Origin of the sequence: Streptomyces sp. HSW2009, assembly GCF_040240285.1 — a bacterium.
Lineage (GTDB): Bacteria > Actinomycetota > Actinomycetes > Streptomycetales > Streptomycetaceae > Streptomyces.
This window is the reverse complement of sequence record NZ_JBEHZD010000022.1, coordinates 18781-31831: the sequence shown is the minus strand read 5'-3', so window position 1 is coordinate 31831 and position 13051 is coordinate 18781. Positions and strand designations below refer to the sequence as shown.

General features: G+C 68.5%; 15 protein-coding genes. 5 read left to right on the top strand and 10 right to left on the bottom strand.

Annotated features, from left to right (window positions below):
- From AAHZ94_RS03260 to AAHZ94_RS03240, 5 genes are all read right to left on the bottom strand, one after another.
- Positions 1–635, bottom strand: a 635-nt coding sequence (locus AAHZ94_RS03260) for a DUF2637 domain-containing protein (RefSeq protein ID WP_349990336.1), incomplete at its 3' end; no start/stop codon positions are given.
- The gene (locus AAHZ94_RS03255; protein ID WP_349990335.1) at positions 632–1198 is read right to left on the bottom strand and encodes a WhiB family transcriptional regulator; all 567 of its coding nucleotides are present in this window, start codon (positions 1196–1198) and stop codon (positions 632–634) included. The genes AAHZ94_RS03255 and AAHZ94_RS03260, both read right to left, overlap by 4 nt.
- Positions 1199–1284: 86 nt before the next feature.
- A complete protein-coding gene (locus tag AAHZ94_RS03250; protein WP_349990333.1) occupies positions 1285–1992 on the bottom strand; it encodes an ATP-binding protein in 708 nt (235 codons plus the stop codon).
- On the bottom strand, positions 1992–3008 hold the full coding sequence (locus AAHZ94_RS03245) for a hypothetical protein (protein ID WP_349990332.1): 1017 nt from the start codon (positions 3006–3008) through the stop codon (positions 1992–1994). Before AAHZ94_RS03245 ends, AAHZ94_RS03250 begins: the two co-directional genes overlap by 1 nt.
- Position 3009: 1 nt before the next feature.
- Positions 3010–3336 carry a transcriptional regulator gene (locus AAHZ94_RS03240; protein WP_349990330.1) on the bottom strand — a complete coding sequence of 109 codons (327 nt, stop codon included), beginning with the start codon at positions 3334–3336 and terminating at the stop codon, positions 3010–3012.
- Between the two features lie 424 nt (positions 3337–3760).
- Between AAHZ94_RS03240 and AAHZ94_RS03235 the strand changes: the two genes are divergently transcribed.
- From AAHZ94_RS03235 to AAHZ94_RS03225, 3 genes are all read left to right on the top strand, one after another.
- The gene (locus tag AAHZ94_RS03235) at positions 3761–4207 is read left to right on the top strand and encodes a Secondary metabolite protein (protein ID WP_349990329.1); all 447 of its coding nucleotides are present in this window, start codon (positions 3761–3763) and stop codon (positions 4205–4207) included.
- 352 nt (positions 4208–4559) lie between these two features.
- Positions 4560–5105, top strand: a complete 546-nt coding sequence (locus tag AAHZ94_RS03230; RefSeq protein WP_349990327.1) for a regulator component — start codon at positions 4560–4562, stop codon at positions 5103–5105.
- On the top strand, positions 5102–6280 hold the full coding sequence (locus AAHZ94_RS03225) for an MAB_1171c family putative transporter (RefSeq protein WP_349990338.1): 1179 nt from the start codon (positions 5102–5104) through the stop codon (positions 6278–6280). The genes AAHZ94_RS03230 and AAHZ94_RS03225 overlap by 4 nt, the downstream gene beginning before the upstream one ends.
- 554 nt (positions 6281–6834) lie before the next feature.
- Here AAHZ94_RS03225 and AAHZ94_RS03220 read toward each other — a convergent pair.
- The 3 genes from AAHZ94_RS03220 to AAHZ94_RS03210 all read right to left on the bottom strand — a co-directional run bounded on the left by AAHZ94_RS03220 (position 6835) and on the right by AAHZ94_RS03210 (position 8411).
- Complete coding sequence (locus tag AAHZ94_RS03220) at positions 6835–7215, bottom strand: peptidase inhibitor family I36 protein (RefSeq protein ID WP_349990326.1); 381 nt, start codon at positions 7213–7215, stop codon at positions 6835–6837.
- A 294-nt stretch (positions 7216–7509) separates the two neighbouring features.
- Entirely contained in the window at positions 7510–7737 is a 228-nt protein-coding gene (locus AAHZ94_RS03215) for a hypothetical protein (RefSeq protein WP_349990324.1), read from the bottom strand.
- Positions 7738–8228: 491 nt separating this feature from the next.
- The gene (locus AAHZ94_RS03210) at positions 8229–8411 is read right to left on the bottom strand and encodes a hypothetical protein (protein WP_349990322.1); all 183 of its coding nucleotides are present in this window, start codon (positions 8409–8411) and stop codon (positions 8229–8231) included.
- A 317-nt stretch (positions 8412–8728) separates the two neighbouring features.
- Here AAHZ94_RS03210 and AAHZ94_RS03205 point away from each other — a divergent pair, with 317 nt between their 5' ends.
- Complete coding sequence (locus AAHZ94_RS03205) at positions 8729–9451, top strand: MmyB family transcriptional regulator (protein WP_349990320.1); 723 nt, start codon at positions 8729–8731, stop codon at positions 9449–9451.
- A gap of 78 nt (positions 9452–9529) precedes the next feature.
- Here AAHZ94_RS03205 and AAHZ94_RS03200 read toward each other — a convergent pair whose 3' ends face one another.
- Both AAHZ94_RS03200 and AAHZ94_RS03195 read right to left on the bottom strand, forming a co-directional pair.
- On the bottom strand, positions 9530–10441 hold the full coding sequence (locus AAHZ94_RS03200; protein ID WP_349990319.1) for a phosphotransferase family protein: 912 nt from the start codon (positions 10439–10441) through the stop codon (positions 9530–9532).
- Entirely contained in the window at positions 10438–11844 is a 1407-nt protein-coding gene (locus tag AAHZ94_RS03195) for a helix-turn-helix transcriptional regulator (protein WP_349990317.1), read from the bottom strand. The genes AAHZ94_RS03200 and AAHZ94_RS03195 overlap by 4 nt, the downstream gene beginning before the upstream one ends.
- A gap of 596 nt (positions 11845–12440) precedes the next feature.
- On the opposite strand from AAHZ94_RS03195, the gene AAHZ94_RS03190 reads away from it, so the two are divergent.
- Positions 12441–12872, top strand: coding sequence for an ATP-binding protein (locus tag AAHZ94_RS03190; protein WP_349990316.1), 432 nt, complete (start codon positions 12441–12443; stop codon positions 12870–12872).
- Positions 12873–13051: the final 179 nt, after the last annotated feature.

The window sequence follows — 13051 nt, the reverse complement described above, 5'->3', positions numbered from 1 at the left end:
TTTCCCCCGGGGGGGGGGGGGGGGGGGGGGGGGGGGGGGGGGGGGGGGGGGGGGGGCCCGGCGCCCCCCCCCCCCCCCCCGGTGCTGGGCTGACCTGCCTGCGGCTGCTGACCGACCTGGTCAGTCCGGGTGTCCGCGATGTGCTCGGGCTGGTCAGCCTGACCGAGGTCTTCGCGGTCGCTGTGGTCAGGGGCCTCGGCCGGCCCCCGGGCGATGAGGATGTAGAGGTGGACCGCTCCGGCCAGCGCGAGCGGGGCGATGGTGGACAGCACCGCGACCACCGTGTCCCCGAGTCGGAGGCCGGTGCCGGCGACCGCCTCGTCGTTGAGCCTGACCGCGTGGAGGGCGTTGGCCCAGATGCTGGCAGCGGTGGCTGTGCCGAAGAGCATCCAGAGGTAGAGCCGTGCGCGCAGAGGGGCGTCGCGGAGCACCAGGAGGGCGCGGATGCCGTAGGCGATGAACCCGTCGATCACCAGTGGGAAGAGGTAGGTCAGGAATCCGCGGACGTGGATGGCGACGGCCATCTGTTGGAGGGCGTCGTAGGACAGGGCGCAGCCCGCGCTGCCCAGGGCGATGACGACCGCGCGGTCCCAGCCGGTGATGTCCGCCGCTTGCGGCGTGCTCGCGGTGCTCACGCCGCCGTCCCGAAGTCCTCGCGGCTCGGGCGTTCGCCGTCGGTCTTGGGGTGCGGGGTGGTCTTCGTGGTCTGCTCCAGTTCTCGGTTGCGTAGGGCGCGGCGGGTCTCGCGGTAGCGCTTCTGAGCGTGTTCCTCGGTGATCTTCAGGAGCCAGGCCAGGCGCTGCTCGCTCACTCCATGGCGGTAGGCGGCGTGGACGACCGCGCGGCGCTCGGCCTTGGTGAGGTGCACGTCTCGCCCGGCGATGGTGGCGTTGACACGGCTGTAGTCGAGGCGGTGGGTGAGCTTCTCGTGCAGCGGCCCGCGCTCCTCCTCGGTCAGCCCGCCCCGGATGCCGTCGGTGTCACCGCCTTCCAGGGCAGCGTCCAGGCAGGTTCGGCGGACCGGGCACTGGCCGCACAGCGACTTCGCGGCGGTGATCTTCTCCGTCTCGTCGGGGTCCGGGAAGAAGATCTCGGGGTCGACCGGGTTGTACTCGGTGCTCTGGCAGACGGCCTGGTCCTGCCAGGTGTGGTCGCCGAGTGACCGGTGGCGGGCAGGGTTGGTCCTCGTGGTGGTCATGCGGGCTTGCTCCGATCGCTCTCCGCGCGCAGGGGCGTCGGCGGAGGAATGCCTGGGTCGGGAGGTGCGTGGCGGCCTGCGGCCGATCAGGTCGCGGCGCGTTGGCGTCTGCGGTCGACCGGGGCGAACTCGACCCGGGTGGTCATCTGCGCGAGGCGGCTGGTGACGCGGTCGCCGAGGTGGGAGCGCAGGTCCCTGATCGCCAGGTTGGTGGTGATCAAGGTGGGGAGCATGTGGTTGTACCGGCGGTTGATCAACCGGTACGTCACCTCCTCGACCCATTCGCTGGCCTTCGCCGCGCCGAGGTCGTCGATGAGCAGCAGCGGGCAGCGGCTGACGGCCGCCAGCTCCCGTTCGCTGTCGACACCGGGCCTGGGCCGCAGATCTGCGTACAGGTCGGCGGCGGTGGTCGCGCGCCAGCGCACGCCGACTCCGCTCTGCCGCAGCAAGCGGACCGCGCCGTACGCCTGGTGCGTCTTGCCCGCGCCGACGACTCCGGCCATCAGCAGGCTGGGCCCGGTGGTGACCTGTCGCCGGGCTCCCCGGCTGGGGGCGACGGCTGCCTCGGCGACGTCACGGGTCCAGGCCAGGACCTGGGGGTGGTCGGCGACGGCAGCCTGGTAACGCGGGGGCATCCCCGCTGAGAGGGCGTCCAGCGGGGAGAAGGGCTCGGTCTCGTCGGTCAGTTCGCCGATGGCGGTCGGGTCGATGTTGCGGGCGGCCAGGATCTGGGCCATACGGCCCAGGGTGCCCTCGCTGCCGAGGGTCTGCGGTTCGCGGTTGCGAGTGCGCATCACAGCTCCTCGGCGTAGGCGGCAGCGTCGGCCGGGTTGGTCCATGCCTGGTGAGCGGGCACGTTAGGCCGGATTCCCGGCCGGGCCAAAGCGCCGGAGCGTGTGTTCATGGCCTCGTTGACCATGCTGGTCAGCACGCTGGGGTGCTTGGGGTTGGCAGCGAAGTGGCGCAGCCCGGCCCGTACGTGCTCGGCATCGATGCCCTCGCCCAGCAACTTCTTGACGACGCGTCCGAGGTGCCCGATCACGTCACTGGGCGGACGCTGGGTGCAGGTCGCGACGTACTCGCCGACGAGTTGGTTGGCCGATGCGGTGGCTGCGGGCGCCGTGCGCCCCGTAGGAACAGGAGATCCAGGATCCAAGATCCTAGATCCAGGCACCGAGCCCTCGCCGAGGCTTCGGGGAAGGTTCGGCGAGCCCTCGACGAATCCCCCTTGACCTGCTGTTTTCAAGTCAGGGCGACCAGGGGCGCCGGTCGTGCCGTCGAGGACGTCCTGCTGGGCGGTTGCAGCCTGGTCGGCGTGGCCGCGCGGTGTCGCGGCGGGCCGCGCGGGCAGATCGAGGGCTCGGGGAGTGTTCGGCGAAGCCTCGGCGAGCCCTCGGGTAGGGGTGGGCGGCTCCTCGACCCGCTTGGTGCAGGTGCCTCCGCACTGGCCGCACCGGTCGGCGCCCTGGTGCTGCGGGCAGGAGGGCATGCGGGACTGGCTCGGCCGATCGATCTTCTGGTGCGCGGACCACGTCACGATGTGGAGGTAGCGGCGGCCGTCGCAGCCGGTGTACCGGCAGACCAGGCCGGCGTTCGCGAGCTGGTGGAGGTCGTCCTCGACGTGGACGGAGGTGTGTTCGGCGCGCAGCGGCCAGAGCAGGCCGGCGATGATCGCGGCGTTGTCGCGGTGCCGGCCGTGGTCGTCGGCCTGGGTCAGCAGCCCGAAGAAGGTCCGCTCCGCCTCGACGCTGACCTCGGCGAGCGACTCGGAGACGAATGCCTCCGGCTTGATGGTGCGTATCCGTGCCATGTCAGCGGCCCCGGCCGGCGGTGATCAGGTCGCTGCGGGTGAGGGTCGCGTCGGCCAGGTGGAAGGTGTGCGGTCGAGTCCAGTCCGCCTCGGGCCAGGTCCGAAGAATCCAGCGGGCCGCGACCGTGGTGGTCGTACGGCCCAGTTCCAGGGTCTTGCCGGCCGCGTCCTTGACGGTTGCGTGCGGGTGGGGCCACCTCTGCTGCGGGTCCGTGAGGCTGACCCGGACGGTGGCCGCGCCCGGGATCATGTCGGCGAGCTGGGTGGCGAGGCGGTGCTGGCGGTCGGCGTCCGGGCATGCCGGGATTCCGCTCGGCATGGCGAGCATGCGATACTCCGTTGTTCGTAGGAGCGCGGTGCGGCGGTTCTCGTGCAAGAAGCCCCGTCGCCCGCGAGATGTGCATCGGCGCCCCTCGGGGTGCCGGCCCGGCGCTCAGGAGTTGGTAGCTCCCGAGCGCCGGTCTCCTTTTTCCCTGTGGGCGTCATGGCCCGTGTGCGTGCATCGCCCCTCCCTCCGCCGGTGGCCCCGGCCGGTGACTCGCCCCTGCAGGGACCAGGACCATATGGCGACCCCCGCGCACAAGTCCAGCCTCATCACACCCGCCCCGACCAGGCATAGAACACTGCACTGGACGAAACTCGAAGCCAACGTACAGTTCAGTTGCGCATGGGAGTCAACTGCAATGTCGGGGGATGGGACACAGATCACCACTGGAATGGATAGAATGGTGGCCCGGACGAAGGGGCTGGAGATGACCGAGAAGAACGAGCGCACCTTCGCGGAGCTGCTCGACTACCTGTTCCGGGAAGTGCACCCGACAGGGCGCGGCCCCTACACGTACGCGGAGGTCTCGCAGGGCATCCGCGACAGCACCGGGGTCGCCATCTCCGCGAGCGCCATCCAGCAGCTTCGCACCGGGACCAACACGAACCCGAAGATGCAGACCATCCGAGCTCTGGCCGCCTTCTTCGGCGTGAACGCTGGTTACTTCTTCGACGAGGACGAGGCCGAGCGGCAGCGCGCGGAGATCCAGGTGATCACCGCCATGCGCGACCGGGACGTACGCCGGGTCGCCCTGCGCGCCAACGGCCTCAGCGCCTCAAGCCTGCACATGCTGAGCACCGTGATCGAACAGGCCCGCCGACTGGAGGGCATGTCGACGGAGTCCGACGACTCCGAGCTGCTCGACGACGAGTGAGACACCACACGCACCAGGCCACTCAGCACAGCCGTCAGGCACAACCCGAGGGCGACGAAGCGAGCAGGGTCGCACGCGGGTGGCATCTGTCACAGAACCCGTCTCGAATTTCTGGCGGGAATCCGCAGTCAATGGGATGCCGACCCCACCCCACTGGCCCGCAATCGCAAGGGACCACGCCTCCGCCGCCGGCCGGTAGCCGATCCCCTGCACACGAACTCCGAGCAGGGACTGGCCCCACCGCGGGAACTCCAAGTTCCAGCGGGCATGAGGTTTCCGCTCACTTTTGACATCCTCCCGACTGCCACTCACGACGAATTGTGGGGCGTAGTCGAATTAGAGGATTGTTGTCATGCCTTTGCCCGTAGCAGACGAGAGCGGGCTGCGTGAATCGTGCGAGAGGCAGGTTGATCTTCTGGGCCTGCCTCATCGTTTCAGCACGCGCGAACTGCGTGACGCGGTGGCCAAGCTTCGGGGGAAGCCGATCGTGCTGAACCCGTTGAGCACGATCGGCGTCGTCGACGCACCCTGCGGTATCCGGATCGAGACACCGTCAGCCGATCTCCTCTATTACGAAGAGGGGACCTCGGTGCACCACCAACGGCATATCCTCGCTCACGAACTGAGTCACGTGTACTGCGACCATCCAGGAAGTCTCGAAGTCGACGCGGAAACGGCGCACGCCATCGGCGCCAGTCCCACGCTGGTGCTGCGCATGTCGGGACGCACGAGTTACTCGTCGGCCGACGAGCGCGAGGCGGAGATGATGGCGACGGTCATCCGCAGCCGCATGTATCGCGAGCGTGAATCCCCCTCGCGTCAACCGGACAAGGGATCGGATAGCTGGGACGCGCTCTTCTCCCAGCCCATCACGCGAGGTCGGTTCCGTTGGCGATGAACGTCGCGTTCCTCGGCGTGGTGTGCCTGCTCGTGCCGGCCGCCCTCTACTGGGTTCTCGGCCGAGGCACTCCCCGGCCGACCGGCACTTGGGCGATGAGCGCCTTCCTCGGTTCCTTCGCGCTGGCTCTCGCCTGCTACACACCGGCGTTCGCGAGCGCCGTCGAGACCGTGATGCCGCACACCGCCCGGCTGCTGGGCAACTGCGCCTCATTGGCCGCTGCCGCCGCGCTCCTGACCCTCTCGTTCCAGCTCAACCTGGAGGCGTCCGAAGCACGGCGGCGCATCCGCCGCTGCCTGGTGCTCTTCGCCACGACCATTGGCGCGATGACCACGCTGTTCGTATACGGGCGGACATCGCACCGCTCGTCGGAGGCGTACGCGCTGTACACGCTCCTGTTTCTCTTCTACCTCGGCTTCGCCAACGTCGGCTTCCTGCTCCAGACCGTGCGGCAGGCCAGGTCGAGTCGGCGTGCCAGCCTTCGTATAGGGCTGCGAACGGCGGCAGGCGGCTGCTTCTTCACCCTGGTCTACGTGGCGTACAAGCTGACGATCCTGGTCCCGCTCGGCCTGGGTTTCCGCCCCGAGCCCGACGGCGCGAGGTGCTCGTCGCTCGTTGCCGCGCCGTGCGTCTTCAGCGTGACCGCGCCGGCGCTGGCCGCCCTGCTGTTCTGCCTCGGCCTCACGTTGCCCACCATCGCCTACCCGATCAGTCAGGCCCGCCGCCGCCGCTGGGAAGTGCGGTGCTACGACGCGCTGGGCAGCCTGTGGAGCGACCTGACCGCCGCGGTGCCCGAGGTCGTCCTCACCCCCACGGCCGTCACCGGCGAAGACCCCAACGACTCGGACTTCCTGCTCCAGCGGCGGGTCATCGAGATCAGCGACGGCATCCTCGCGCTCCGCCCGTACCGATCACGCACAGCCCAGGACGCCGCCCGACGGTCCTTCGACACCACAACGCAGGCGGGGGCCGCAGCGATCGAGGCGGCAGGCATCCGCGCGGCCCTGGCCGCCCACCGGGCCGATGAGCTACCCGACGAGATCGCTCCGCCCCTCCCAGGAGCCGTCCCCCGCAAGGGCCTCCGCGCGGACACCGAGTGGCTGCTCCTCGTGGCCGCCGCCTACACCGCTCAACTCGGAGGCCCTAATCGCCCCAACCGGCGGGAATCCGTCTGAAATTTGGAGGATGCACTGCCCAACTACTCAACGACGCGGACCCCGGGGGTGCAACGGTGCTTGTGCAGATTGCTGGCCAGCTCAGGGAAAGTGTCCGCGTTGTTTGCGGTGGCTGACGCGGTCTTGGTGCTGACGTCGTCGCCAGGTCAACCAGCGCAGGGTGGGTCGTCTGGGCCGTGCCGCCGGTTAGTGAGGCGGGGCAGCCAGCGATTGAACCGGTACACACACCACTCATGCAGAGCGCTCAGTTAGCCCGTCCACTCCCTGACATCAGCAAGGTCCCCGCTCACGGCCTGGCCAACGAACAAGCTGGCTAGCAGCCAGAACAAGCACTGTTGCAGTACCAGCCAGTCCTGGAGGACTTGCTCTCGACCATCGAGTCCGACGGCCCGCCCCTGGCGTCGTCGCCTTCGTCGTGCTGGCACTCCGACTGGTGCGACACGGAGGTGGTCCGGCGAAGTGGTCACGAGCTTCGTGTGTGCGGAATTCCGGTCATGCCCCCGACGAGCGCGCAGCGCGCGGGGGGCAGACCAGAGTCGGGCTGTGTGGATGTGTCAGCAGCCGTCGTCGGGCATCGCGCGCAGGGAGCTGACCTTCTTGTCGAAGTCGCCGGTGAGGTTGGTCCTCTCCTCGGGTGCTACGCGCTTCCACTCACCCTGGTAGTTGTTGTCGCGGTACAGACACCAGTCAGTGGACGTCTCGTTGTTCACGCTGCGAGCCTTGTCGTTCCAGGACTGGTCCCCCAGCTGGGGCGTGTCCTGACCGACGGCGAGGGATTCTCCCTTGCCATTGGGCGACGAGAACAGGCAGATGGACTCGTCGGGGCAGGTGTACATGGCTTGAGCTGCCACGGCCGTCTGAGCCGGGGCCGCAGACAACAGCATGCCGCCCGCGACAACGGACAGCGACAGACCGAGCTTGGTGAGTCGACGCATGGGTTCGCTTCCTCTCAAGGCAGAGATGATCCTGCGGTCGCGAAGGTTCGTTGAACCCTCACGACCTCCTGTCTAGCCGGCTCTTGAGGGGTGCCGCACCAGCTCCCAGGGGCACGACCATGGCTGGTGCGACTATCGAAACACTGCCTCCCACGCGGGCCCACTCCGGCGGCCGTTGGCTATCCGCAGCACCAGCTACCGGCGTACGCCGGGAATAGACGGCGCACGCTACCGATGGCTGCGCGTGGACCGGCGTGGGGCATGCAGCACGATGTCTCTGGTGCAAGCGGACGGTCACGCCCGGAAGTAGGCGCTCTCGCCGAAGTCGAAAGTTCGGGTCTGCCCGGGGGGCACGACACCGATGATATTCCCGTTGCAGTCGCGCCCGTCGAAGACCAGCGCGGGCTGCCGAGTGTCATTTTTGACGACGAAGGGCCATCGGTCGGCGTTGACACAACGCTCCGCCTGGGTCTGTTCTGCCGGGGTGGCAACGGTGCGTGTGGGGATGTCCTCTCGGGACAAGCCCGAAGCTGTTGGGGCCGCGGTGCCTGCGGCCAAGAGAGCCGCGCCGAGACAGATCGCGAGGAGAGTGCCGAAGCGTCGCATAGGTGGATGCCGCCTTCGCTGAACGGGGGTGGGCACGACCAGCACGTCCCCAAAGCACCCAGGCACCTCCGCTACGTGACCCGATCACACCCGTATGCCATGGGGACCACACTCGATCGGCGCCTCACCACAGATAGGCGGGCCTCAGGCCCGTATCTCAAGGCATGGCCGTTGGATCTGGTGATCCAACCAGCAGTTCGGGCAGTGGCTTGGTGATGCCCTCCAGCGTCCGGTACCGATACTCGGCAGCTGGTCACGAGGGCAGACGCGTTCACACGTTCACAGGTCTGGGCGCCGGGGCCCTGATAGTCGGGACTGGCAAGGAGCTCGACCGCGTCTGCCGATCAGGAGCTTGACAAGCCCTAACTGGCGGGCGTGGTGAGGTCCGCGCAGCTCCCAGGCAGTGTTCATCTGCACCACAGCATGTGGCCTTGGCCGTCCGCGACTATCACGGATTCGACGGCGTTCTGCTTGTTCTTGCCGAAGGTGAACCTGCCCCGGTCCTTGTGCCCGGCATCGGGCCGCCGGACACAGATCTCGGTGCCGTCGACGACACTCCGCGATCCGGCGGTCATTGATGCTCGCTGCACGAGTCGCGTTCCCCATCACCTGACCACGATCAACCATCCATGATTCGACGCCCCGTCGACTACCGTGCACGAGCTCGATAGGCGAAGCCTGACCATGCCTTTCTGCCACGAAGATTCTCCCCTGTCGTAGGACAGGGGAGCCGACAGTTCCACGCCGTACGAATCGATCGCGCGGGCGCCGTATAATTCCGCGAGCAAAAGCCATCACCAAGGAAAGGCGCGAGTGAGCGCCCGCGCTTTAGGTCACGTTCGGGGCGTGGCCTAATTCACGATCTCTTCATTCTTCTGCCATGAACGCTCGACCTGGAACCCCGAACATGATCACACGTGTCCTCCGCGCCGCCCGCGAACGAAACAACCTCTCCACGGACCAGGCCGCCGAACTCTGCAGCGTCTCCGGCCGCTGGTACCGCGCCTTGGAGAACGGAAACTCGGGTCGCCACTCGAATACCCTCCTGACCAAGATCAGAAGCGCTCTCGACTTGAGTGAAGAGGAGTGGCTCGTCCTCTACCGCCTCGTCGGCGCACAGGATCTCCCCGAAGAAATCATGGCCCCCACCGGCAACACACCAATACCGCCCCGTATCCGCACCTTCGTCGAGGGCCTCGAACCCTGGGGCGCGTACCTCTGCGACTACCGCTGGGACGTACTCGCACACAACCAGGCGATCACCCGCCTGTTCCCGTGGATTCGGGAAGGCGCCAACGTCATGGAATGGGCGCTGACCGATCCCGAGGCCCCCGAAAGTCTGATCCGCTGGGAATCGGACTGGGCCCTGCCGATGATGGCCCAACTGCGCCTACACGACGCGCAGTGGAAAGACGACTCGCGCATGCAGGCCATCACACGATCCGTACGGTCGACAGCAGCAGGCCGACGCCTGTGGAACTCCCCGAACCTGCCCTCACTTTCCTATCCGGCCGCCGAGACCACGCGCCGGCTTCGAGGTCCTGACGCTCGTATCTACGCCATCTCCTTTGTGCCGCTCATGCCTCTTCAACTTCCCTGGTACCGCTTCATGGCCGTCATGCCCGTCTGACGAAGCGTCGGACGGTACCCGCTCAGGTGCGTGCGCCCGGTTCGACAATGGCAGCACATCGCAGGTAGGCGGCCGGGGTCACAGGATGCCCGTCCAGTGCCAGGGGCGGGGGCCGCGGCGCCCGCGCAGGCAGTCGATGCGGTGCTGTGCTTGGTCGGCCCACTTGGGATGCCGGGCAGCGTGCTGGGCGGCGTAGGTGATCATGCGCAGTTCGCGGATGCCGGCGAGTGTGGCGTAGCCGGACCACTGGGTAACGTCGGCCGCCTGGCCTCCGTAAGCGGTGCAGAAGGTCGCGTACTGGCTGGCGGTGACCGCGCCCGTGGTGGTGAAACGTACGGCGGTGGACACCAGGTCCCATTCCGGTGGGCCCACGGAGAAGCGTTCGAGGTCGATCATGAGCACGTGCCCCGTGGTGGTGCGGACGATGTTGCCGGGCCACGCGTCCCCGTGCACGGGGGCGTCCGGGGCTCCCGGTGGGCGCTCTCGCCACGCCGCTGCGAGGTCCGCGGACAAGCCGCTGAGCCATCGCCGGTCGTCCTCGTTGAGGGTGGTCGCGGCGGCGAGCCGGTCAGCGACGCGTACGAACGGGTCCAGCGGGGGCAGGAACTCCGGTGCGGGAAGGCTGTGCAGGGCGCGCAGGGCGGTGGCCACGTCGGTGATCGTGCCGTGGCGGTGGTCGGGGAGTTGTTGCCAGAAGGTCGCGGCGCGTCCTCCGTCGATGTCGACGGGCTGCGGGATGTCGAGGGGGTGGAGGGTGGGGACGTCGTTGGCGGCCAGCCATCTGGCCACCCTCACCTCTCGCCCTGCTGCGAGGGCTTGACCAGGCGCGACGATACGGACGACGACCTGGTGGTCGGGGAGCCGCCAGGTCTCGTTCTCCGCCAACCGCAGGGGTTCGGCCATTTCGGCGCCCGGGAATCCGGCGGTCCGGCAGGCTTGTGCCAGCGCTCTGCGGTCTGTCTGTTGCGGGGTGCGTATTGCCGCCGTCATGCGCGCACCGCCGTGGCCACGCGTTGGCGCAGCGCGGCGACTTCCGGGATCTTGGCGTACGTGGCGGCTGCTCGCCCGAGTTCGCGTACGTCGTCGGCTGCCCTGCGTGAGGTGAGGCGTCCGACTTCGTCCAGGGCTGTGTTGCCGACCTGCGCGGCCTGTCGGGGGTCGCCGGTGACCATGATCAAGGTAGCCAGCTTGGTACGCGAGATGGCGCGCGAGCGCTTGTAGTCGTCCGTGTGGCCATCGACGGCGGCGGTGAACCTGCGCTGGGCTCCGCCGGGGGTGTGCCGGCCCCGGACTGCCAGGGCGAACAGGGCGTGTGCTGTGTCGCCCGCGTGTTGGGCCGCGTCGTAGTAGGCCATGTGTGGCGGGTCGTCCTGGGGCCATGCGCGGGAGAAGGCGTCGTCCGCAAGTCCGACGGCTGTGATCGTGTCCCGGGCGTTGCCCATTGCGCCGAAGGCGCGGGCGCGGGCGGTGTGGAGCATGGCCTGTTCGGTGGCGGTGAGCCGGTCGGCACGGACAAGCCCCTTCTCGGCGTGGGTCAGGCCGTCGTCGGGGCGTCCGATCCACACTGCTTGACGGGCCAGGAGGGAGTACGCCTTGGCCCGTAGGTGCCAGTCTCCGGCCTCCTCTGCGCAGGCCGCGGCGAAGGTGAAGGCCCGTGTGGCGTCGTCGTGGGCATAGGCGTCGAATGCCGTGGCGCCGACGACGACCCCGAGGCGTGCGACGGCGGCGGTCAGGTCGGGGCGCAGGTCGGTCGGGCACTGGGTGTTCAGCAGGCTGACCGCCCACTGCATGGCCTTGGTTGCCTGGTGCCGCACTATGCCGCCGCCACCGAAGGAGTTGTCCCACCCGCTGATGGCGCTCGCCACGGTGTGCACCTGGGAGATGTCGGTGGTGCGGATGACGTCGGGGAGTAGTGGTTGGGGGTCCGAGGCGAGGTACTTCGCGAGGTCGGTCGGGGTGAGGGCGGCGAGGCTGCCGGCGTTGAGGAAGGTGCGTCGGTTCACGGGCTGGTGGCTCCCTGGGCGAGATTCCAGTTCGTCTCCTCCCAGCATGAGCCCTGATGCGGCGGGGCAGGGTGCCTCACCCTTGCTCGTGGCCTGCCGATCCGCATCAGTTCGCTCTTTATCCGCATGGTTGCGGTTGAAGACCATGGGCCAGGCGCGTTCGAAGAGGCCGTCCGTGCCGAGTTCGGCGTCGAGAAGCTGTGCCAGGTCCAACTGGCAGCCGGGGTACTCACCTTTCTCGATCTTGAGGATCACTGAGCCGCTGACCTGGACCGACTGTCCGAGAGCTGTCGCTGACAGCTTGGCGGCGAGGCGTAACCTGCGCAGTTCGTTTCCGAACCACTCCGCGGGCGACGCCTCGGGGCGGAGTTTCCGCATGGGTTGTGCCATTGCCTTGCCTCCGGACCGTGATGCGGATTCTTCGAGGAGTCCGCATCCGGCACTGCCCGAACCGGCCCTCGCTCTGGGTGAATAGTGACTGATCGAGGCGCTTCCAGTACACACCGCAATCATGCTGATCGGTCTTGCGGACGACCGGACGGAGTACCCATGCCCCTCTTCACACCCACGAACGACACCACCACGACGGTGCTTGGCCAGGTGGAGAACGCCACCACCTCCCAGGTGGACCACCTCGAACTCGTGCGGCACACCGTCCACCGGCGAACCGGCCGGTGGATGGTGAGCACCGCTGCGGCGGTCCGGCAGGTGCCTCTGGCCAACCCCCTCCCCCTACAGATGTGCGGGGACGCCGGCGAGCAGCAGGCCGAGCGGCTGGCGCGGGCCTCCGTGCAGCCGACGCCGGCTGCCACTCTGCTGGTTCACGATCGGCGCCCGCGGACGCCCGTTGCGATCGGGTCCCCGGTACGTCGCGCCACCGGGGCCAAGTGGACCGTCGTCCGGGTGCGCGTTGCCGAAGTATCGATTCTCCCGACCGGGCACCGTGTAGACCTACCCCCGTATCGGGTCGGTTGAGGGGGCGTCCGATGACCTCCGTTGCAGCCGCCGGTCCTCCACCGGGAAGTGCGGACGCCGTGGGGCGAGCCTTCGAGGTGACGTTCGCCCCCTCGGCGGCCCAGGTGGGCCGGATGCGACGCATCACCCGGGCGTCCCTGCGGAACTGGGCCTTGCCCGGCGCTTTGATCGAGGACGCCGAGCTGGTCGTCTCCGAGCTCGTCACCAACGCCATCGACCACGGGCACGGCTGCGTCGGGCTGCGCGTGCGGCACGTCGCCGAGGGGCTGCGCGTCGAGGTGAGCGACGACAGCACGTCTCCCGCCGAACTGCGCCAGGTGTCGGCCGACGAGGTTTCGGGCCGCGGCCTGTTCCTGGTGGACACCCTCACGACGGCCTGGGGCGTGAGCGAGGGGGGCCGGACCACGTGGTGCCTGCTCCCCCTGCCGCCCGAAACGACGTAAGCACCCAGCCCACCACACACGGCTGCGGCACGCGTCGAGGCCACCCGCCTCCCGGCCCGCACCCAGGCCAAACGTCGCCAACGACGACCGTACGAAGCGGGAGCCGGCCAACCCCGCGCAGCGCGCCCAGCACCGCCCGAACCGGTCGCGTCAGCGACCCAACGGAGTTGCAGGCACGG

What these genes read in the sequence shown, in the direction of transcription:
- AAHZ94_RS03255 (WP_349990335.1), bottom strand. Translation starts at nt 1,198, where the DNA reads ATGACCACCACGAGGACCAACCCTGCCCGCCACCGGTCACTCGGCGAC.
- AAHZ94_RS03250 (WP_349990333.1), bottom strand. Translation starts at nt 1,992, where the DNA reads ATGCGCACTCGCAACCGCGAACCGCAGACCCTCGGCAGCGAGGGCACC.
- AAHZ94_RS03245 (WP_349990332.1), bottom strand. Translation starts at nt 3,008, where the DNA reads ATGGCACGGATACGCACCATCAAGCCGGAGGCATTCGTCTCCGAGTCG.
- AAHZ94_RS03240 (WP_349990330.1), bottom strand. Translation starts at nt 3,336, where the DNA reads ATGCTCGCCATGCCGAGCGGAATCCCGGCATGCCCGGACGCCGACCGC.
- AAHZ94_RS03235 (WP_349990329.1), top strand. Translation starts at nt 3,761, where the DNA reads ATGACCGAGAAGAACGAGCGCACCTTCGCGGAGCTGCTCGACTACCTG.
- AAHZ94_RS03230 (WP_349990327.1), top strand. Translation starts at nt 4,560, where the DNA reads ATGCCTTTGCCCGTAGCAGACGAGAGCGGGCTGCGTGAATCGTGCGAG.
- AAHZ94_RS03225 (WP_349990338.1), top strand. Translation starts at nt 5,102, where the DNA reads ATGAACGTCGCGTTCCTCGGCGTGGTGTGCCTGCTCGTGCCGGCCGCC.
- AAHZ94_RS03220 (WP_349990326.1), bottom strand. Translation starts at nt 7,215, where the DNA reads ATGCGTCGACTCACCAAGCTCGGTCTGTCGCTGTCCGTTGTCGCGGGC.
- AAHZ94_RS03205 (WP_349990320.1), top strand. Translation starts at nt 8,729, where the DNA reads ATGATCACACGTGTCCTCCGCGCCGCCCGCGAACGAAACAACCTCTCC.
- AAHZ94_RS03200 (WP_349990319.1), bottom strand. Translation starts at nt 10,441, where the DNA reads ATGACGGCGGCAATACGCACCCCGCAACAGACAGACCGCAGAGCGCTG.
- AAHZ94_RS03195 (WP_349990317.1), bottom strand. Translation starts at nt 11,844, where the DNA reads ATGGCACAACCCATGCGGAAACTCCGCCCCGAGGCGTCGCCCGCGGAG.
- AAHZ94_RS03190 (WP_349990316.1), top strand. Translation starts at nt 12,441, where the DNA reads ATGACCTCCGTTGCAGCCGCCGGTCCTCCACCGGGAAGTGCGGACGCC.